General features: G+C 55.6%; 13 protein-coding genes. 5 read left to right on the forward strand and 8 right to left on the reverse strand.

Annotation, left to right across the window (positions count from 1 at the left end):
* Positions 1–108: 108 nt before the first annotated feature.
* The 4 genes from ACGY09_RS01045 to metG form a co-directional block, all read right to left on the reverse strand.
* Positions 109–2,085 carry a tetratricopeptide repeat protein gene (locus ACGY09_RS01045; protein ID WP_397570144.1) on the reverse strand — a complete coding sequence of 659 codons (1,977 nt, stop codon included), beginning with the start codon at positions 2,083–2,085 and terminating at the stop codon, positions 109–111.
* Positions 2,086–2,163: 78 nt separating this feature from the next.
* On the reverse strand, positions 2,164–3,129 hold the full coding sequence (locus ACGY09_RS01050; RefSeq protein WP_397570145.1) for a YybH family protein: 966 nt from the start codon (positions 3,127–3,129) through the stop codon (positions 2,164–2,166).
* Positions 3,130–3,489: 360 nt separating this feature from the next.
* Positions 3,490–4,065, reverse strand: a complete 576-nt coding sequence (locus ACGY09_RS01055) for a DNA-3-methyladenine glycosylase I (RefSeq protein ID WP_397570146.1) — start codon at positions 4,063–4,065, stop codon at positions 3,490–3,492.
* A gap of 116 nt (positions 4,066–4,181) precedes the next feature.
* Positions 4,182–6,248, reverse strand: coding sequence for a methionine--tRNA ligase (gene metG, locus ACGY09_RS01060; RefSeq protein WP_397570147.1), 2,067 nt, complete (start codon positions 6,246–6,248; stop codon positions 4,182–4,184).
* Positions 6,249–6,508: 260 nt separating this feature from the next.
* On the opposite strand from metG, the gene ACGY09_RS01065 reads away from it, so the two are divergent.
* Entirely contained in the window at positions 6,509–6,916 is a 408-nt protein-coding gene (locus ACGY09_RS01065) for a hypothetical protein (protein ID WP_373651917.1), read from the forward strand.
* Positions 6,917–7,153: 237 nt separating this feature from the next.
* Here ACGY09_RS01065 and ACGY09_RS01070 read toward each other — a convergent pair whose 3' ends face one another.
* From ACGY09_RS01070 to accD, 3 genes are all read right to left on the reverse strand, one after another.
* Complete coding sequence (locus ACGY09_RS01070; protein ID WP_373651916.1) at positions 7,154–7,921, reverse strand: inositol monophosphatase family protein; 768 nt, start codon at positions 7,919–7,921, stop codon at positions 7,154–7,156.
* 751 nt (positions 7,922–8,672) lie between these two features.
* Entirely contained in the window at positions 8,673–9,560 is an 888-nt protein-coding gene (locus ACGY09_RS01075; protein WP_397570148.1) for a serine/threonine protein kinase, read from the reverse strand.
* Positions 9,561–9,608: 48 nt separating this feature from the next.
* Entirely contained in the window at positions 9,609–10,466 is an 858-nt protein-coding gene (accD, locus tag ACGY09_RS01080; RefSeq protein WP_373651914.1) for an acetyl-CoA carboxylase, carboxyltransferase subunit beta, read from the reverse strand.
* A 563-nt stretch (positions 10,467–11,029) separates the two neighbouring features.
* On the opposite strand from accD, the gene ACGY09_RS01085 reads away from it, so the two are divergent.
* The 4 genes from ACGY09_RS01085 to ACGY09_RS01100 all read left to right on the forward strand — a co-directional run bounded on the left by ACGY09_RS01085 (position 11,030) and on the right by ACGY09_RS01100 (position 15,786).
* Positions 11,030–12,082, forward strand: a complete 1,053-nt coding sequence (locus ACGY09_RS01085; protein ID WP_373651913.1) for a DUF1559 domain-containing protein — start codon at positions 11,030–11,032, stop codon at positions 12,080–12,082.
* Positions 12,083–12,208: 126 nt separating this feature from the next.
* Positions 12,209–13,945: a CRTAC1 family protein gene (locus ACGY09_RS01090; protein WP_397570149.1), complete on the forward strand. Its 1,737-nt coding sequence runs from the start codon at positions 12,209–12,211 to the stop codon at positions 13,943–13,945.
* 98 nt (positions 13,946–14,043) lie between these two features.
* Positions 14,044–15,240 carry a tetratricopeptide repeat protein gene (locus tag ACGY09_RS01095; protein WP_373651911.1) on the forward strand — a complete coding sequence of 399 codons (1,197 nt, stop codon included), beginning with the start codon at positions 14,044–14,046 and terminating at the stop codon, positions 15,238–15,240.
* 93 nt (positions 15,241–15,333) lie between these two features.
* On the forward strand, positions 15,334–15,786 hold the full coding sequence (locus ACGY09_RS01100; protein WP_373651910.1) for a hypothetical protein: 453 nt from the start codon (positions 15,334–15,336) through the stop codon (positions 15,784–15,786).
* Here the strand turns inward: ACGY09_RS01100 and ACGY09_RS01105 are convergent.
* Positions 15,783–17,423, reverse strand: coding sequence for a CRTAC1 family protein (locus tag ACGY09_RS01105; protein WP_397570150.1), 1,641 nt, complete (start codon positions 17,421–17,423; stop codon positions 15,783–15,785). The two genes, ACGY09_RS01100 and ACGY09_RS01105, sit on opposite strands and share 4 nt — an antisense overlap.
* Positions 17,424–17,647 lie beyond the last annotated feature (224 nt).

Genomic DNA, 17,647 nt, shown 5'->3' on the forward strand with positions numbered 1-17,647 from the left:
GGCAGAATCGGTTTCCTTTCATTCGGAAGGTGCCTCCAAAAAATGACGCTGAAGCAGCCCCCGTAAGGGAAGCCACTTCAGCGCGCAGTGGTCGGGATCACGTGCGGATTACTTGGTGAAGTTCAATCCTGGATCATTGGCATCGCCGCCAATCATCTTGAAGTTGAACTGCGCGGAACTCTGAAAATCAATTTCTGCCAGCATCGTCCCTCCGGTGTCGGGCTGCATGGCGAGATTATTCTGATCAACGGCGAACACCCCTTTCGCGGTCTGGGTGTCCTTACCTCGCACGCAGGTCCAGACGAACTTTCCTTCTTTTGTCATCTCGAGTGTGAAGTCTGCCCCGTTGCCGCTTGCCTTCCAGGATCCCACCAGTTTATCTGTCGTCAGCAGTTTTTCAGGTGGGATAGGAGTCGGTGCGGTAACCGTCTCAGCGGGTTTCGCCGCATCAGTCGGGCTGGTCATACTGACGAGTTGCGAGAGCAGCCGGTCGTTTGGAAGCAATTTCGCTGCAAGTGCAAACTGCTTCCCGGCAGCCTCGGGAAAGTTGGTCGTCAGGTAGTGATACCCGAGCAGAAAATGTCCGTCCGGCGAGTCTGGGTTTGATTTTGTGAATGCTTCGAGTTGTCGAAGTTGCTGCGTGTATACGTCTACGTTGGGATAGAGGCTGCTCATCGTGGCCCAATCCCAACCGGGGCCTGCGGAAAGAACAGCGTAGATGGCGGCGGCCGCTTCGGGGTAACTCTTCGTGGCGAAGAGAACAAGACCTCGAAATTCATGCACGACCGCATCACGCGGCATCGTCTTGAGTGTTGTGTCCAGGTACTTGAGAGCTGACGGATAGTCGCCGTTATAGAACGAAGTGCGCGCACTGCTGAAGGCCGTCATACCGGGATCGTCAGGCGAAGGCTGTGAATTCGTTACTCCGATTGCAGAATCACTCGATCCCGAATCTGCGACCGTACCGCCGGATGGGACTGACGTACCGAATCCCGTGCCCGGATCGCTGTCAGCGTAACTCACGAGGGGCTGCGAGTAATCGTAGCCGGCCGTCCCAACGATCGCGGGAGTGTAGTAGGGATTCACGTAGGGGAAATACCCGAATCCGTAGGCCATGCGATTGATTCCCCAGGCCGTCAGTCCGAAGGCTGCCGCGACGGGGTAACGGTTCCAGAGATTGTTCCAGTTGCCCCAGCCGAATCCTCCATACCAGCCTCCATGCCAGCAGCCGTGGTACCACGCTCCATAGTGGTAGTGATAGGAGTTGGTGAAGTTCTGCCAGTCCTCGTGGCGTCCGTTGAAATGATCGTAATTTCCGGGTTGCCGATTTTGAATGTGGTTCTGCCAGTCCTGACGACCATTGGCCATTCGCTGATTCAGATCGGATCGCCGGTCTTCTGTCGACCGGGGGCGATTTGACATCCGGTCCTGCAGTCCCGCCCCTTGATTGGGAAGTCTTGAACCGAACCCTCCTTGATCCAAACCAGGTAAACGTGCACCTCGATTGCCGAGCACTCCGTCATTGCCGGTCAACGGCCGCTCGCCAAATCCTCCCTTCGACCCAATTCCGACTCCGGAACCGATGCCATCACGCGATCCAATTCCCCGGTTGCCACCTATCCCGCCAGCGTCAATCGGAATGGATCCCCGGCCGGCCCCGCCGAAATTGTGGTCGAACGACGGTGCACTGCCGATGGAGGGGCGGTTGATTCCACCACCGAATTCGCCTGGACGTCCTCCACTAAATCCGCCCCCGTAGCTGCCTCCACCGATGGGTCTTTCGCCGCCAACTCCACCTCCGAAGGACCGGTCACCCCCCCCAAAGTTTCCGCCCCCAAAATTACCGCCCGCCGGTCGACCCCCTCCGCCGAATTGTCCACCTCCGCCTCCGCCTCCAAAGCCGCGTCCGCCTCCACCTCCAAATCCTCCCGGGCTTCCGCCGCGGAAACCGCCACCTCCGCCTCCGAATCCCCCACCTCGACCGCCTCCTCCACGCCCAAGAGCCGGGCCGGTTCCCGCGATGGAAAAAATGAGGACCGTTGTTAACCCATAGCGAAGCCACTGAGGAAACGCTCGATGATTCATAGTCATGCTCTTTGAGTTGATTTTCGGGGTACTTGGAATCGTCCGTTCAATCACCGGGAAGTCGTCAAACTGACGTAACTACTCAGCCGGTCGGGGAGGCACGCGGACGACACGAATCGACGAATCGGCCAGCCTTTCCCCACCGACAACCTGCCCTGAGGAATCAAGCTGATAAGAGTCGGTCGTCAATGGCGTCAGAACCCGCGTAGCATGCGCAGAGAGGCCTGCCGCCGTGACTCCTTCTGCAGCAATCACCCAGGCACCTTCGACAGGCGTCCAGACGGATTCGGCAAACGAACCGCTGTGATCAAAGGCCCACGCTCGAATGGTCTTTCGCAGGGGGTCATAGCCGATCCGCTGCACTCCCCGTAGCTCGCGCCCATTGCGATTTCGAGCAACGTATTCCTGCAGCAGATAGTTCTTGTCTTCTGACCACCGCACGGTGGACTCGACACGCCCTTCGGGACTTTCATCCACCCACTGGCCCACCAGCCAGCCGAGCTGCAGTAAGTGGTCGTGAGCCGTTTCCAGTTGTTCAGCCGGAAAATCCCGGACACTGGCGAATTGCCAGACGCCGTCGCTCTTAACGTGGATCACCGTATATCGGTTTCGAACCGGAGGCTCTCCCGGTTCCAGCGTCAGGGTACTGGTCCCCTCTTCGATCGCCAGAAAAGGATTCAACTGCCGCGCTGACGTTACTTCGATCTGAATCTGTGCCTGTGGGTAACTCTTGAATGACTCCGCAAATCTGGCCTCGATCGCGGGACGGCCCTGAATGACGTCCCCCTCTTCATCGATCACTTCCGCCGTCGGAGCGAACAGCGTCACAATCTCCTGTGCACGACCCGCGTTGAATGCCTTCTCGAATTTCAGCGCCAGTGCTTTCAGCGAATCCACGATGGGTTCAGAGGTCGTGGTGAGAGGCTTCTGCTGCGAGTTGGGCTTTTCCTGCGAATGAGCGGTCTGCCACTTGGTCGACTCAAAAATTCCCACCCCCAGCAGGAGAATACTTCCTGCCACAGGAGTCCAACGTTTGATCGTCATTCATGTCTCCTAAGAAATGCCTCTGAGCGGTTCGGGCCGAATTTGGTCGGCCATCGCACATCGGCAGGTGTGAGTTGAGTGATCACTGCTGAAAATCGTACCCCTTCAATAATCCGGATACTATCACAGGCAAAAATTGAAGGTCGCAGACGTGACGCGGGAATATCTCTTCGAAGCCCGCAACAGCCATGGCGGCGCGTAGCAGGCGGCAGATACGCCATACGCTCTCTCCGGACTGCCCAAGAGGTGCGTTTCATCAGAAGCAACCGGTTGCCCGACAGCTCTCATCTGTGCCTCTGCGGATTGCCTCTGCGAATGCAGACAGCCCACTCGGCAACAGAATCATTCACGAGGTGACTCTTATTTGGGGTGAAGCTGACGATGGCGATAGCAGGTCACCAGATGATCGTTCACCATACCGACCGCCTGCATAAACGCGTAACAGATCGTGGTCCCGACAAATCGAAAACCACGTTTTTTGAGCGATTTGCTCATGGCATCCGACTCGGGAGTACTCGCCGGGACATCGGCGAGAGATTGACGCCGGTTCTGCAAAGGGTGACCGCCGACAAAATCCCAGATGAATCGATCGAAACTACCGAATTCCTGCTGGACTTCCAGAAAGGCGGCCGCGTTGCCAATGGCCGATTGAATCTTCAGCCGGTTTCGTACGATTCCGGCGTCGCTCATCAAACTTTCGAACTTGGCCTCGTCGTACCCTGCGACGACAGCGGGATCGAATTCATCGAACAGTCGGCGATAGGCGGCGCGTTTCTTGAGAATTGTGATCCAGCTCAGCCCCGCCTGGGCTCCTTCCAGAATCAGGAACTCAAACAGTAACCGATCATCGTGGACGGGAACTCCCCACTCCTGATCATGATAGGCGACGTACTCATCCCCCTGCGCCCAGGGACAACGAAATTTCTCTGACTCCACGGGGCGATTCGTCATGGCGATGAGGACTTTGCTATCGGGGGAACTGGGGGCAGAGAAAAGGACCAGAGTATTGCTCGACTCTGGTCCTTAATCTACACGCCGATTGGCTCATCAATTTAGTGAACTCGCTGGCCCGGCTTGGCTCCGCTGTCCGGATTCAGCAGGTAAATCTCTTTTCCCCCTGCGCCTGCGGCGAGGACCATTCCTTCGCTGACTCCGAACTTCATCTTTCGGGGCGCGAGGTTAGCGCAGAAAATGACCAGACGTCCAATCAGATCTTCTGGCGCATAGGCACTCTTGATTCCTGCGAAGACATTTCGCGTCCCGTCGCCCCCCATGCTCAAGGTGAGTTGCAGTAATTTGTCGGCACCGGTGACGGCGTTCGCTGCGACGATTCGAGCAACCCGCAAATCCACTTTCGTGAAGTCGTCGATGGTGCAATGTTCGGCAAGGAGCGGTTCGTGGGCGAGCGCTTCGGGACCATCATTCCACTGCGAGACCGGTGCGGACTCAGCAGGTTGTGCGGCACCTGCGGTTTCGGGGACGGACTGTTGACCGGCTTCAATCATGGCATTGACCTGTGCGAGTTCGACTCGCTTCATAAGGTGTTCAAACTTCGAGACCCGCGTTCCAACCAGCGGTGTCTGAGCATCGTTCCAATTCGTAATCGGTTGCTGGAATAACTTGCCAACTTGCTCTGCGAGCAACGGCAAGACGGGGGAAAGGTACACGACAATCTGCCGAAACAGATTGAGTGTCACTGTACAGACCTGCTGCAGTTCAGCAGCCTTGCCGGGATCCTTCTTGAGCGTCCAGGGGGCCGTCTGTTCGACATACTGATTTGCCCGGTCTGCCAGCGCCATGATGGTTCTCATGGCCAAGTTGAAGTCACACGCTTCGTAAGCTGAGGCAATGGCTTCAGACTGAGCGGCGCACTCTGCGAACAGCCCGCCGTCGTCGGGATAGACCGCTGACAATCCGGTCACTTCGACAAATCGAGCGGTGCGACTTGCCAGGTTGACCACCTTGCCGACCAGATCCGAATTGACCTTGTTGACAAACTCTTCGAGGTTGAGATCCAGATCGTCCAGCCGTGATCCCTGCTTCGAGGCGTAGTAGTAACGCAAATAGGCCGGATCGAGCGTCTGCAAGTACGTCGACGCCTGGATGAACGTCCCCCGGGATTTTGACATCTTTTCGCCGTTCACAGTGAGAAAACCGTGAATGTGAACTTTTTTCGGCAGGTTAAGTCCCGCCGTTTTCAACATGGCGGGCCAGAAGAGTGTATGGAAGTATGTAATGTCCTTACCGATGAAATGGTGAATCTCCGTTTGGGGATTCTTCCACCAGTCATCAAGATTCTCGTTAGTACGTTCGCACCAATCGGCGGTAGACCCGATGTACCCGATCGGGGCATCAAACCAGACGTACCAGTAGTTCCCCGGACTGTCGGGGATCTCAAAACCAAAGTACGGGGCAGGTCGCGAGACGTCCCAGTTCCGTAAAGGTTCGCCGAGAAAGTGTCCCTTCAGGTAATTCGCAACTTCGTCCTGCAGATGATCACCGGATTGAGTCCATTCCGTCAGCCAGTCTCGCAGTTGCTCAATCTCGACAAACAGGTGTTTGGCGGTACGCAGTTCAGGCGTGGCTCCTGAGAGCGTGCTGACGGGGTTGATGAGATCGGCAGGACTGTACGTCGATCCGCATTTCTCACAGTTGTCGCCATATTGATCGGGGGCGTGACATTTCGGACACGTTCCCTTTACGAACCTGTCGGCGAGAAAGGTCTTCTCGACAGGGTCGAAGAGTTGGGACACGTCTTTTTCCACAATGAGCCCAGCAGACCGCAGCGCGGCCCAGACCTCGTGGCAAATCTTTCGCGTCGCGTCGCTATGCGTGCTGCCGTAATTGTCGAAAGCAATTCCAAACCCTGTGAAATCTCTCAGATGCGATTCACGCATATCAGCAATGAGCGCAGCTTCGCTACGGCCTTCCTGTCGGGCACGGATCATGATCGCGGTGCCGTGCGTGTCATCAGCGCAAATGTAGATGCACCGGTGGCCGCGCAGCTTCTGGAAGCGAACCCAGATGTCTGTCTGGATGTACTCAACGAGATGGCCCAAGTGGATGTGGCCATTGGCGTAGGGCAATGCCGAAGTCACAAGCATGCGACGTGATGTCATGCAATGTCCGTTTGAGGAATTTTGATTTGTCAGAGCCGAATCAGTATTCTATGACAAGCTATTCTAATTTCAGGTTCGAACAACGGGTAGAGACCTGACTGTTTCCGTTTGATATCCTTCGTTTCCCTGAAACCCGAAGCGAATTCAAGGGGACGTTCGGGGGGGCTGCAGTCATGAGCCGGGATGCCGACGGGAATCTCGGTGCCAGCGATCGGCATCCCGGCGACGGATTGAAATATTGATGTGAAAGGTGTCGAAGGATGCGAGGGCCTGGTTACAAAACCGCAGGAGATGTCAGAAGAACCTGGCGATGCTCGCAGTGTGGACGCGAACGCAAGCTCGGAGGCGAGATCACGTCGCTTCAGTGTGACTGCCAACCCGATCGCTGGATGCAGATCGTGTCGGAACGGATCCAGACACCTCGTCCACTCCAGCGCCCCAGCGATGTCGAGCGACGTCCGATTGATTTCGGAATCGAACCAACTCCACCTCAGCCAACGCGGCCTGCCGCCACGATCATTAAGCCGGCAATCGCGCGCGACCAGGAGCCTGAGATCAAGGCAGCCGGCGCTAAACCAGAGAGTGAACTGGTTGCTCCCCCTGCCCCGGTCCCTGAAGAGATTCCCGTAGAGCCTGCTGAGGAGGAATGGGGCGAAGGAATTCTGTAGCAGGTTGCGAAGTTGCCTCACGGCTGTTTCAACGCAGGTTTTCTGTTCAGTCCCATGGCTTCGAGCCCGTACGCAATTGGAATTCGGATGCACGTGTCGTCCCACTAAGTCACGGCTCGGGCTGTCTCAACGAGCTAAAGAGTATGCGAGCCGGAGCGAGCCCGCATACGAGCGCTGCTGGTCCATACCTGGAGAAACTCAAGCGGGTTACTGCCAAACTGAGATCCGCTGGCAGGATCACACGAGAATCGGTAGTAACTCGTCGTGAATTCCAGAACCGTTTGTCGCGAGCAGGTTCGGCTGTTCGAGCTGGAACGGGGATCCATCAATCTTGGAAACACGTCCGCCCGCTTCTTCCACCAGCAGAATTCCCGCAGCCATATCCCATGGCTTCAGGCTGGTGGACCAGAATCCTTCGAGTCGTCCCGCGGCGATATAGGCGAGGTTGAGTGCCGCAGACCCGGTTCTTTGTACGGACTGAGCGTGGGGGAGCACATTGAGAAAGCGGCGGACGGCATCCTCGGATCCGGTCGTTGCGACGGGCAGGCTGGCAATGAGGAGCGCTTGTGACAACTCCGTCACCCCCGAACACCGTAGCGGACGTCGGTTCAGACTGGCCCCTTCCCCTCTGACCGCCAGAAACATCTCATCGTGCACAGGATCGAACACGGCGCCGACAATCACTTCGCCGCGGCATTCCAGACCGATCGAGACGCAGTAATACGGAAAGCCATGAACGTAATTGGTTGTTCCGTCGAGGGGATCGATGACCCACCGATACGGAGAGTCGGTGTCGGTCACCGACAGCCCTTCTTCGCCACAGAAGGCATGCTGCGGGTACCGTCCCCGAATAAAATCGAAGATCGCCGCTTGCGCAGCTTCATCCGCCTCGGTCACCAGATTCGATCGACTTTTCTCTCGAACAGTGAACTTTGAAGACCAGGCCCTCAAAACATGGCCCGCGCGTCGTGCGGCTTCTTCTGCGGTTTGGACGTACTCGAGCATGAATCCTCCGTAATTGGGTTTTCCGTTCAATTTGCTGGCAACAAGTAAAAAAAGAAAGGGCTCGCACTGAGTATTCAGTACGAACCCTTTGAATTTCAGTCATTCCTGCGATGCGGAAATTACTGAGCTGGAGCTGGAGCTTCAGCTGGCTTCGGAGCGTCGGCTGGCTTTGGAGCTTCAGCTGGAGGAGCTGGAGCGTTCTGGACAGGAGCGGCGTACGAAGGTGAACCGGTCGAGATGACGGTTGCTGGAGCAGCGCTGCAACCACCTGGGCAGCCGCCCGAAACAACGGTGGTGGAGCTGCAGCCGTTGCTGCAGGTTGGAACAGCGCTAACGGTTGAGCAGCTGTTGCAGGTTGCAACTGGAGCGGCACAGCTTACTGCTGGTGCTGCGCAGGTCGGTGCTGGACAGCAACGAGCTCGGTGATGGTGAACTCGGGCAGGACGGCATGCGTTGCGGCAGCCACGGCCGGCTTCGACCGAAGAAACAGCTGAAAAAACAACAGCAACTGCGGCCAACAGACCAAGGGCACGACTCATAAGTAAACTCCTTCAAAGCGATCACGGGTGCTGAACCTGGAGAAGCCGACCTTCGGCCCCTCCAATCCTTCCCTCGCAGTTCTGAGAAGAACTGTCGCCGAGAGACAATTTTCAAAATGTCAGATTGGGGAGAATTGTCTGATTGTCCCGTCTGGGTGGTATGCAGAATATCAGGGAGATACCGCTTGTCAAACGATAGTGGCGGTTTTGTTTTACTGACTTTGCGAATTGTGGAGTGCTTCACGCAGCGGTTTCAGCATCTGTCCCATGGTGGACCAGCGCTCATTGGGCCGCGCGGCGAGACCTTTCATGATGGTTTCCGCGACCAGAGGGTCGATACTCGGGACCAGTTTCTGAAGTTCTTTGGGGGGCAGGTTAATGTGCTGCACGACAGCTTCGAGCGTTTCTCCACCCGGCCACGGAAGCTCTTTCGTATACATCTCAAAGCAGGTCACCGCATACGCAAAGATGTCGATGCGCTGGTCGGTTTTCTGACGCTTGATGAGTTCAGGAGCCATGTAGGTTGCCGTTCCAGTACGGTTTCCTGGCGCCTGATACTCCGCGGTATTGGGGACGACGAGGCCAAAATCGATCAGCTTCGTGTTGAGCGACTGATCGACGATGATGTTGCGCGGACAGATATCCCGATGAATCCAGTTTTGTCGGTGAAAGTGTTCGATGGCCTCGCCAAGTTCCACGATGAATTTCAACCGATTCTTCTTCATGACGTCGTTCTGAACGTCAATCAGATAGCTCAACGACATTCCTTCGATGAATTCCATCACGAGGAACTGTTCATTGTTCGTCGTGATTCCATGTTCGAAGGTTTTGACGATGTGGGGATGCTGCAATGTGATTGCAACCTCCCCTTCCGTCGGCTTCTTACTCTTCATTTGAGAGAAGCGGGATTCCAGTCGCTCGGTTTTCTCGATGTCGAGCACCTTCAATGCGACCGTCTTCTCTGTACGGCGGTCGGTCGCACGCCAGACTTTCGACATGCTTCCCTGACCGACGCGACTGATCAGTTGAAAGCGCGACCCGATGTCGACTTTGTTCACCTTGGGCTTGCGTTTGAGCAGCGCTTTGAGGAATTGCAACATGGGTTTCCTTGCTCCAATTTCAGCTCGCAGGTGAACAACGCGACCGAACTACACACCACAGTAATCAATGATACGAGAGATCTCTGTACGCAGCTCAGGGCGTGGGACGATCCTGTCTATAAAACCATGTGTCAACAGAAATTCGCTTGTCTGAAATCCCGCAGGAAGATCGATTTTGCAGGTAGCCCGGACAACCCGTGGACCCGCGAAACCAACGAGGGCTTTCGGTTCGGCCAGGGTAATGTCACCCAGCGATGCGAAACTCGCCGCGACCCCCCCCATGGTCGGGTTGGTCAGTACCGAGATAAAAAGCCCCCCTGAAGACTGGTACCGAGCCAGTGCGGCACTGACTTTCCCCATCTGCATGAGAGAGAGGATCCCCTCGTGCATTCGAGCACCACCCCCGGATCCGCTCACGATCACCAAAGGCAACTTGAGTCGGGTGGCTTCCTCGACGGACCGCGTCAGCATTTCACCAACCACAGATCCCATGCTTCCCATGATGAAAGAAGAGTCCGTCAGGGCGAAGACCAGCGGTCGCCCTCGCATGTAACCTCGGCCTGCAATACACGCGTCTTTCAAGCCGGTCTTCTTCTGTTCCGCCAGCAAACGGACCTTGTAAGGCTTGGAATCAACAAACCCCAGCGGATCTTTCGGAGCGAGGTTGGTGAACCATTCTTCGAAGCTGTCTTCGTCGAGCAGTTGTTGAATGCGAACCCGGCCAGGAACGATGAAATGGTGGTTGCAATCAGGGCACAGATAAAGATTTTGTTCGACTTGCTTTCGGTACACCGTACTTTTGCAGGAATCACATTGAATCCAGAGTCCTTCGGGCACTCCTCGCTTCTTCCGTGGTGCTTCTCCGTTGTCGAAATCTCGTTGCTGTGGAGGAGTGTCTGAACTCATCCGCTAGAACTCCGTTCTGTAGTTTAGTCGCAAATTGACGGTGAGTGACGTTCTCGTGAGACGTGGCCAGACGGGAATCAGGGGACCGCGTGGCGCCGCAGAGATAAGGTGGGATACCATCCGGACAAGGGATTTTCAAATGATGGGCAGCGAAAGTTCACGGGTTTCCAGTGCGATTCTTACACTCCAGAAGAACATTTGAATCGCGACCGCACTCAGGCCGACACAAACTCCACCCGAATTTCAAGGTTGGTCGCACGGAAAAAAACGGAATTCCCCGAAGGACTTCGGCCATCACACGTCTCTCCTTGACTTATCCGAAGTTTCTATTGAGAATTACCGAAGGAACTCAGGTTGGTCGAAAAGATCACAGCGCGCCGCAATTTACATCGTGCCGCTGTGACGTTCGAAAGGCAGCTCAAAACCAGCAGCGCAATTTTCTCTTTCTCATTCGACTGATTGGTTGCCTTGAGCTCACCTGATGGGTGTCCTTCAACGTGGAGGACAGGACTGTATGAGTCGCGATATTTGGCGACATCGTTAACGCGGAGCAATCTAGACAAATGAAGACTCGTTTTCGTGGATTCACCCTGATCGAACTCCTGGTCGTCATCGCGATCATCGCAGTTCTGATCGCATTGCTGCTGCCCGCTGTGCAGCAGGCTCGTGAGGCAGCCCGCCGCACACAATGTAAGAACAATCTCAAGCAACTCGGATTGGCCTGCCACAACTACCATGACACTGCAGGTCAGTTCCCGCAGAACACCGATGGACGAGCAATCCAGGCTTGGCAGGGGAGCAGTTCCTGGCAAGGGGGCCCTGGCAGCTTCGGCTGGATGATCATGGCTCTGCCATACATTGACCAGGCTCCTCTGTACAACCAGTTCAACTTCACCGACAACCTGTCTGCCAATGCTCCAAGTGGAATCCCTGGATGGGGTAGCAGCTACAATGGACTGCTGGCACAGCGCGGCATGGCAGCTTTCATGTGCCCCAGCAACCCACAGACTTCACTCGTCTATGTCGACGTCGGTGCTGCTGGTGGAGGCCAACCTTCCGTTCCCGGAAATACCTCGGGACGTACCGATTACGTTGGAAACATGGGATTCACCTACGGCGACTGGCGCGACTGTCCCGCCGTTCCAACTCCGCGTAACGGTGGCGGAACTGAAATTGTCGGCCAGGCCATCTGGGCCTCAATGTACGAGACCGCTTATCTCTGTCGTGAGAATGGCGTTTTCAGTTTGCTCGGCACCGCGAAGATGCGCGACATTACCGATGGAACCTCGAACACGATTCTGATCATGGAAGACCAGCATTTCGCTTCTGGTCCTCGCCGACCAGCCAGCGTTTCTGGCGATGCTGCCTGGGCCAGCCCTATGGCCATCTCGACGGCCGCGCACCTCGTAAACCAGAACTTCTCGTTCAACCTCGACGGAAGCATGGTTGCCGGTCATGACTCACACAAATGTCACGGCATCAGCAGTACTCACGTTGGTGGGGCTCACGTCCTGATGTGTGACGGCGCTGTGCGATTTATCAGCGACAGCATTTCGGGTGTCACGCTGCAGGCCATTTCGACCCGCGGCAACTCGGAAACAGTTGGCGAATTCTAGAAGGTGGTTCACTCCATCCTCTGCTGAGTTCCAGACATGAATCTCGCCCCTATGCGGGGCGAGATTCTCTCTTTTCTGCAGCTCACATTCATCACGACATCATCTAAGTCCACGGGATGCGGGGACATGCCGCGCTGGTTTCATCTTGGTATCTGCGTCTGGGCGGTCTGCGGTTGTACGTCCAAGACCTCCACAGCCCCTGTTGATTCTTCGACCTCTACGGTTTCAGTAACAAAGGGGGCGCCCGAATCGACCGTTAACAGACCACGGTCTGAGCAACCGATCGCCAATCCTGTCTTCGCCGATGTTGCCGAACAGTCGGGATTGAACTTCGTTTACGATAACGGCGAACAGGGAAAAGTCCTGATGGTGGAAGCCACAGGAGGTGGAGCGGGCTGGATTGATTACGACGGAGACCATCTGCTTGATCTGTATCTCTGCCAGGGTGGAAATCCGGTCGATTCTTCCAATGATACTCAACCTCTCGATCAACTCTTCCGGCAGGTGGAACCGGGGAGGTTTGAACGGGTTACTGTTCCTGCGACGATCCACGAGTCGCAATACAGTCAGGGCGTTTCTGTCGCCGATTTCGATGACGATGGATTCGATGATGTCTATGTTTCCAACGTAGGACCCAACTCCCTGTTCCGTAACATGGGAGATGGGACGTTCATCGAGATTGCAAACTCCGCCGGAGTTGCGAATCCCCTCTGGAGCGCCAGCTCTGCCTGGGGTGACCTCGATGGCGACGGTGATCTGGACCTGTACGTCTGCAATTATGTGGACTACGACGTACATAACCCCGTTCCGTGCCTCCGCGCGGATGGTCGTCCCGGCACTTGCCATCCCAAGAACATGACGGGAGTTCCGGACGAGTGCTATTTCAATCAGGGAGACGGGACATTCACGGCTGAAGCTGAAAAGCGGGGCCTGTTCGGACCTGAGAACAAGGGTCTGGGAGTGGTGATTGCAGATCTTAACAACGACAACCTGCCCGATATTTATGTCACGAACGACACTTCTCCGAATTTCCTGTTCATCAATCAGGGCCATGGTCAGTTCTCTGAAATGGCAATGCTGCTGGGTTGTGCGGTCAGCCGCGAAGGACATCCCCAGGCCAGTATGGGAATCGCTGCCGGGGATTTCGACCATAACGGCTGGCTGGATCTCTACAGCACCCACTTCACCAAAGAATCGAACACGCTTTACAAGAACCTGGGACCGACGGGCTTTCAGGACGTAACGGGGTTGGTCGGCCTCCACACCCCTGTCATTCCCTTTCTCGGGTTTGGAACGGTGATGACGGACTTTAACCAGGATGGCCGCGAAGACATTTTTATCGCGAACGGTCATATTGATGACTGGAGCTCTCAGGGGGATCTGCATGAAATGCCCGCTCAGCTCTTCTCCTTTGCGGGGACGCGTTTTGTCGAGTTCTCTCAGATCGCAGGACCCTACTTTCAGCGAAAAGGACTCGGGCGCGGAGTGGCCTCTGGCGACTTTGACAACGATGGTGACTGGGACCTGGCTGTCGTGCATCAAAAATCGCCGACGGCGCTGCTGCGCAATGAATCGGTTCGAGGGCATTGGTTAAAGCTTCGATTTCAGTGCAACACAAATCGTCGCGGTGTCGGGGTACGTGTGACCCTGCGACAGGGAGAAAAAACTCTGACCCAGCAGATGCTGGGGGGGAACAGCTACTGTTCCGCACATGAACCTGCTCTCATCTTCGGCTTGGGCGACGATTCCAGCCCGTGTTCGCTGGAGATTCGCTGGCCGGACGGTACCGTGCAGCAGATTCCCGATGTCACAGCAGATTCGATGATGCTGATTCAACAACCCCGATCTTCGGCAACGGAGTAAGATTGAGTCAGTCGATCGGGCCCAGTCCTTGCGATGTGGTACGAGCCACGAAATCCCCCTGTCGACAAGTGAGCAACCGTGAAACGGCGAGACCAGGAATGAAGCATACCGCTGGGGTTAGAAACCGCCGATCAATCTGGGTCATGCTGATCATCCTGCTGGTCGTACCGCTCGCGTATTGGGGACATCAGGTCTGGCAGGCCAAAACTGTCAAGTCGCTGGCCTCGCTCTGTTATGAAGCTTCACGAAACTCACAGTGGGACAAGCTGGCGAAGGCCTCTGAGCGATGGTCCTACCTGGAACCCCAGCGTGCAGAACCCTGGCTGTTTCGAGCGGAAGCGGCGGAAGAAGTTCAGGACTGGAAGCTGATGGCCAAGTGTCTTGGTAGCATTCCCAGAACGGACCGGCGCGCAATTCCTTCTCTGGCGAGAAAAGCGGGACTGGAGTTTGAGTATCTGAATCGGCCATGGGACGGCCTTAAGACCTGTGACGAAATCATCTCGCTCGATCCGCGTGTTCTGCTCGCACACAAGCAGTCCATCTTTTTTGCAGCCATGACGCTTCAACGTGCGGAACTGGTCAAACGAATTCGAGCAGCAATCCGTGTCCGTCGTGAATCCCCGGAAGCGTATGTTTATCTCGCGAGCGCAAGCTGGTTCTACGGTGCATCGCTTTATCGTAACAACTCGTTCTGGCTGGAAGGGAATCCTGACGACGAAACGTTCCAGGTCGCTCGTGCAATGCAGATCTACATGTCTGAAGCCAAGTCGAATCTGGAAGAAGCCGAGAACTATGCGCACATTCCAGAGGCAACGGAACTTTTGCAACGGTACCCACACAACCTGGAACTACTGGCTTACTTTATTAACCTCGCCATCGAAGATGGAAACATTGATGAAGTGACTCGGCTGCTTGCTTCGGTACCGCAGGAAGCAGCCGACGGAGATGCTCGAATCTGGCGTGCGAGAGCCTGGAAAGCCGATGTTGAAAATGATTTCGAATCCGCGTTGGAGTTGTCGCTCCGCGCTTACGCCATTGATCCCTATTGGTGGAAGGTTCATTTTCAGATTCATGACATTTGCCGGCGACTGGGTAAGGCAGAAGAGTCTCAACGATTTTTCAAGCTCTACGAGGTCAGTGTCCCGCTGTCGAAGATGATCATGGAAATGAACCGCTCTTCCGACGCCTTCGATGATTTTCAGTTTCGTACCAGCCTGATGACCCTGGCCGAACTGATCGAGGATGCGGAAGTCGTCACCGCCCTGCGTTCACGAATCACCGGTCCACAGCAATGACTCGAATTGTGCCGCCTCCACAGCTAAGATTACCGCACGTCCCTCTAATTCACTGCAACGAGACACCATTGGATTCCTTTCAGGAGAATTTCTATGTCCGCGCGTTTGTTCAGTCTGCTTTGTCTGGCCGGCCTCATTGGCTGTAGCTCATCGGGTCCAGCCGGCCCACCACTTTTCCCGGTCACTGGAAACCTCACCGTCGGTGGCAAACCACTCGCAGACGTGAGCGTCCAGCTGGTCCCTGTCGATCCGCAACCAGCAACAAACAATTCTCCAGGGACGCTGACGTCGAGTGGTATCACGGATGCCAGTGGTAACTTCAAAATGACGGCGAGCAACGGACACGCAGGGGCTGCGAAGGGTAAATACAAAGTCGTCCTCGGCTACGCTCCAAAGATGTCTCAAGAAGAGCAAGCCAAGGCTGCAATGCGCAAGGGGCCTCCCAAGGTAGACCTTCCGTTCTCGAAAGATTACGTGTCGACCAGAACGACACCGAAAGAGGTGGAAGTCACGGAAAAAACGCCCGCGATCGAGCTGAAGCTTTAATCAGATTCACGATGCCCGACTGGCATCACGTGATACTCTGAAGTGCCTTCCAGAACGAGAATTCGCTGGCAAGACGAAACACTGGCCAGCGAGGTCGTTTGACCCGTTGGCCAGTGAACTTCTAGACGGTCCACCTGAGTCGACTTGCCCAGTCCAAACAGGAGGGACCGGTCACTCGTCGACAAGTAACTCCCCCCACCTTTCACATATCCGGTTTGCTCCCGTTCGCCCGTGAAAATTTTCACCCAGGCTCCCACCGCTGAACGCGTGCTGTGGCGTCCCACGAGTCGTATTGCCAGCCAGTTCTCGATCTTCACCTCATTCCGAAGTACTGCCACAGGTTCGTTGGTATGCACGACCACAAGGTCCGGGCTCCCGTTCGCATCAAGGTCTCCCATGGCAGCCCCTCGCCCCAGATGCGGCGTGCTCAGATATTCGCCTGAGGATTTTGCGATTTCACGTAAACGCCTGCCTTGATCATTCCAGAACAGATAGGGCAACTGCCGGCGATCAGCGACAGAATTGGGGGCCCAGACGTGACCATTCGTGCAGAAAATATCGAGGAATCCATCGCCGTCCGCATCCAGCAGCGTCGTTCCGAATCCCACAGCCGCTGACCCAACGGCTGTAACTCCGAATGCGCGGCTGGCATGACCGAAGATGTCGTTGCCAAGATTGCGATACAAGGCAAACGTTTGATTCTCGTAATTTGCCACCCACAGATCCGGCTTGCCGTCACCGGTCACATCCCCCAGGTCGACGCCCATACTGCCATCAGAGGCGCCCGTCTCACCCAGGGCCACGCCATTTTCGAGAGCGACTTCCCGATAGCGTCGATCGGACTGCGAAGCAAACAGTTGATTGGGTACCGTATCGTTGGCGACGAATACGTCTGGCTGATTGTCGTTGTTCAGATCGGCAATCAGGACACCCAGCGTCTTGCCGATCCCCTCAATCCCCAGTTCTTCGTTCCCCGGTCGAAATGATCCGTCTCCATTACCGAGAAACACGGTACAGGGCAGTCCGCGAAAGACTGTGGGATCACAGACGTTCCGAATGCCAAGCCGCTTGTCGATGCAAACAGGATCGTTGTCGAACGACCAGTCGACATAATGACCGACAAACAGATCAAGCACCTGATCCTGATTGAGATCTCCCCATCCGGCGGCCAGACTCCACAGAGGGTCCGTCAATCCGGATGAAGGGGTCACATCGGAAAACGTTCCGTCCCCCATATTCCGGAACAATTGCAGGCCTCCCCACCCTGTGATCAGCAAATCCGCAAAACCATCTTCATCCATGTCCACGGTCCAGAGACCATGGTGGTAGCGATGAATCGGGCTCAGCCCCGCAGCATCAGTGACGGCTTCATAATTCCAGTCGGAAATCTGGCGGTACAGGGCGATCGGGTGGGGCAGGATCGATTTGTCAGACCCGAAGTGCCCCCCACCTCCCAGAAACAGATCCAGCTTTTCGTCACGATCGAAGTCCTCGATCGCACAACCTGCACCGAACGATTCAAGGATGGTGAAAAAGTTCGCTTCCTCACCATTGCGAGCCGTCCAGTCGATTCCTGACTGCTGAGCCATCTCTGTGAAACGGATGTGGTGCTGCTCGAGCGACTTTTCGCCGTTCAAACTGAAACTGTCGACTCTAGACGGAGATTTCGCTCGGTCCGTACATCCGAATACGACAACGCAGAAACCAATAAGAACGGTCCTGCTCCAGTTGTTCGACGAACGCAACTTGCCTGACGCCATCGATGATCCTGCCAATGCGAGCGTTTACTTTTTAGCAATTGAATTGTGTCGTCGCCCAACTTCGAAATAAAAGCGGATTCGAGGTAAGGATTAAAGTATCC

This window comes from Schlesneria sphaerica (assembly GCF_044336245.1).
GTDB classification, from domain to species: Bacteria; Planctomycetota; Planctomycetia; order Planctomycetales; family Planctomycetaceae; genus Schlesneria; species Schlesneria sphaerica.

What these genes read in the sequence shown, in the direction of transcription:
- ACGY09_RS01045 (WP_397570144.1), bottom strand. Translation starts at nt 2,085, where the DNA reads ATGAATCATCGAGCGTTTCCTCAGTGGCTTCGCTATGGGTTAACAACG.
- ACGY09_RS01050 (WP_397570145.1), bottom strand. Translation starts at nt 3,129, where the DNA reads ATGACGATCAAACGTTGGACTCCTGTGGCAGGAAGTATTCTCCTGCTG.
- metG (WP_397570147.1), bottom strand. Translation starts at nt 6,248, where the DNA reads ATGACATCACGTCGCATGCTTGTGACTTCGGCATTGCCCTACGCCAAT.
- ACGY09_RS01065 (WP_373651917.1), top strand. Translation starts at nt 6,509, where the DNA reads ATGCGAGGGCCTGGTTACAAAACCGCAGGAGATGTCAGAAGAACCTGG.
- ACGY09_RS01070 (WP_373651916.1), bottom strand. Translation starts at nt 7,921, where the DNA reads ATGCTCGAGTACGTCCAAACCGCAGAAGAAGCCGCACGACGCGCGGGC.
- ACGY09_RS01075 (WP_397570148.1), bottom strand. Translation starts at nt 9,560, where the DNA reads ATGTTGCAATTCCTCAAAGCGCTGCTCAAACGCAAGCCCAAGGTGAAC.
- accD (WP_373651914.1), bottom strand. Translation starts at nt 10,466, where the DNA reads ATGAGTTCAGACACTCCTCCACAGCAACGAGATTTCGACAACGGAGAA.
- ACGY09_RS01085 (WP_373651913.1), top strand. Translation starts at nt 11,030, where the DNA reads ATGAAGACTCGTTTTCGTGGATTCACCCTGATCGAACTCCTGGTCGTC.
- ACGY09_RS01090 (WP_397570149.1), top strand. Translation starts at nt 12,209, where the DNA reads ATGCCGCGCTGGTTTCATCTTGGTATCTGCGTCTGGGCGGTCTGCGGT.
- ACGY09_RS01095 (WP_373651911.1), top strand. Translation starts at nt 14,044, where the DNA reads ATGAAGCATACCGCTGGGGTTAGAAACCGCCGATCAATCTGGGTCATG.
- ACGY09_RS01100 (WP_373651910.1), top strand. Translation starts at nt 15,334, where the DNA reads ATGTCCGCGCGTTTGTTCAGTCTGCTTTGTCTGGCCGGCCTCATTGGC.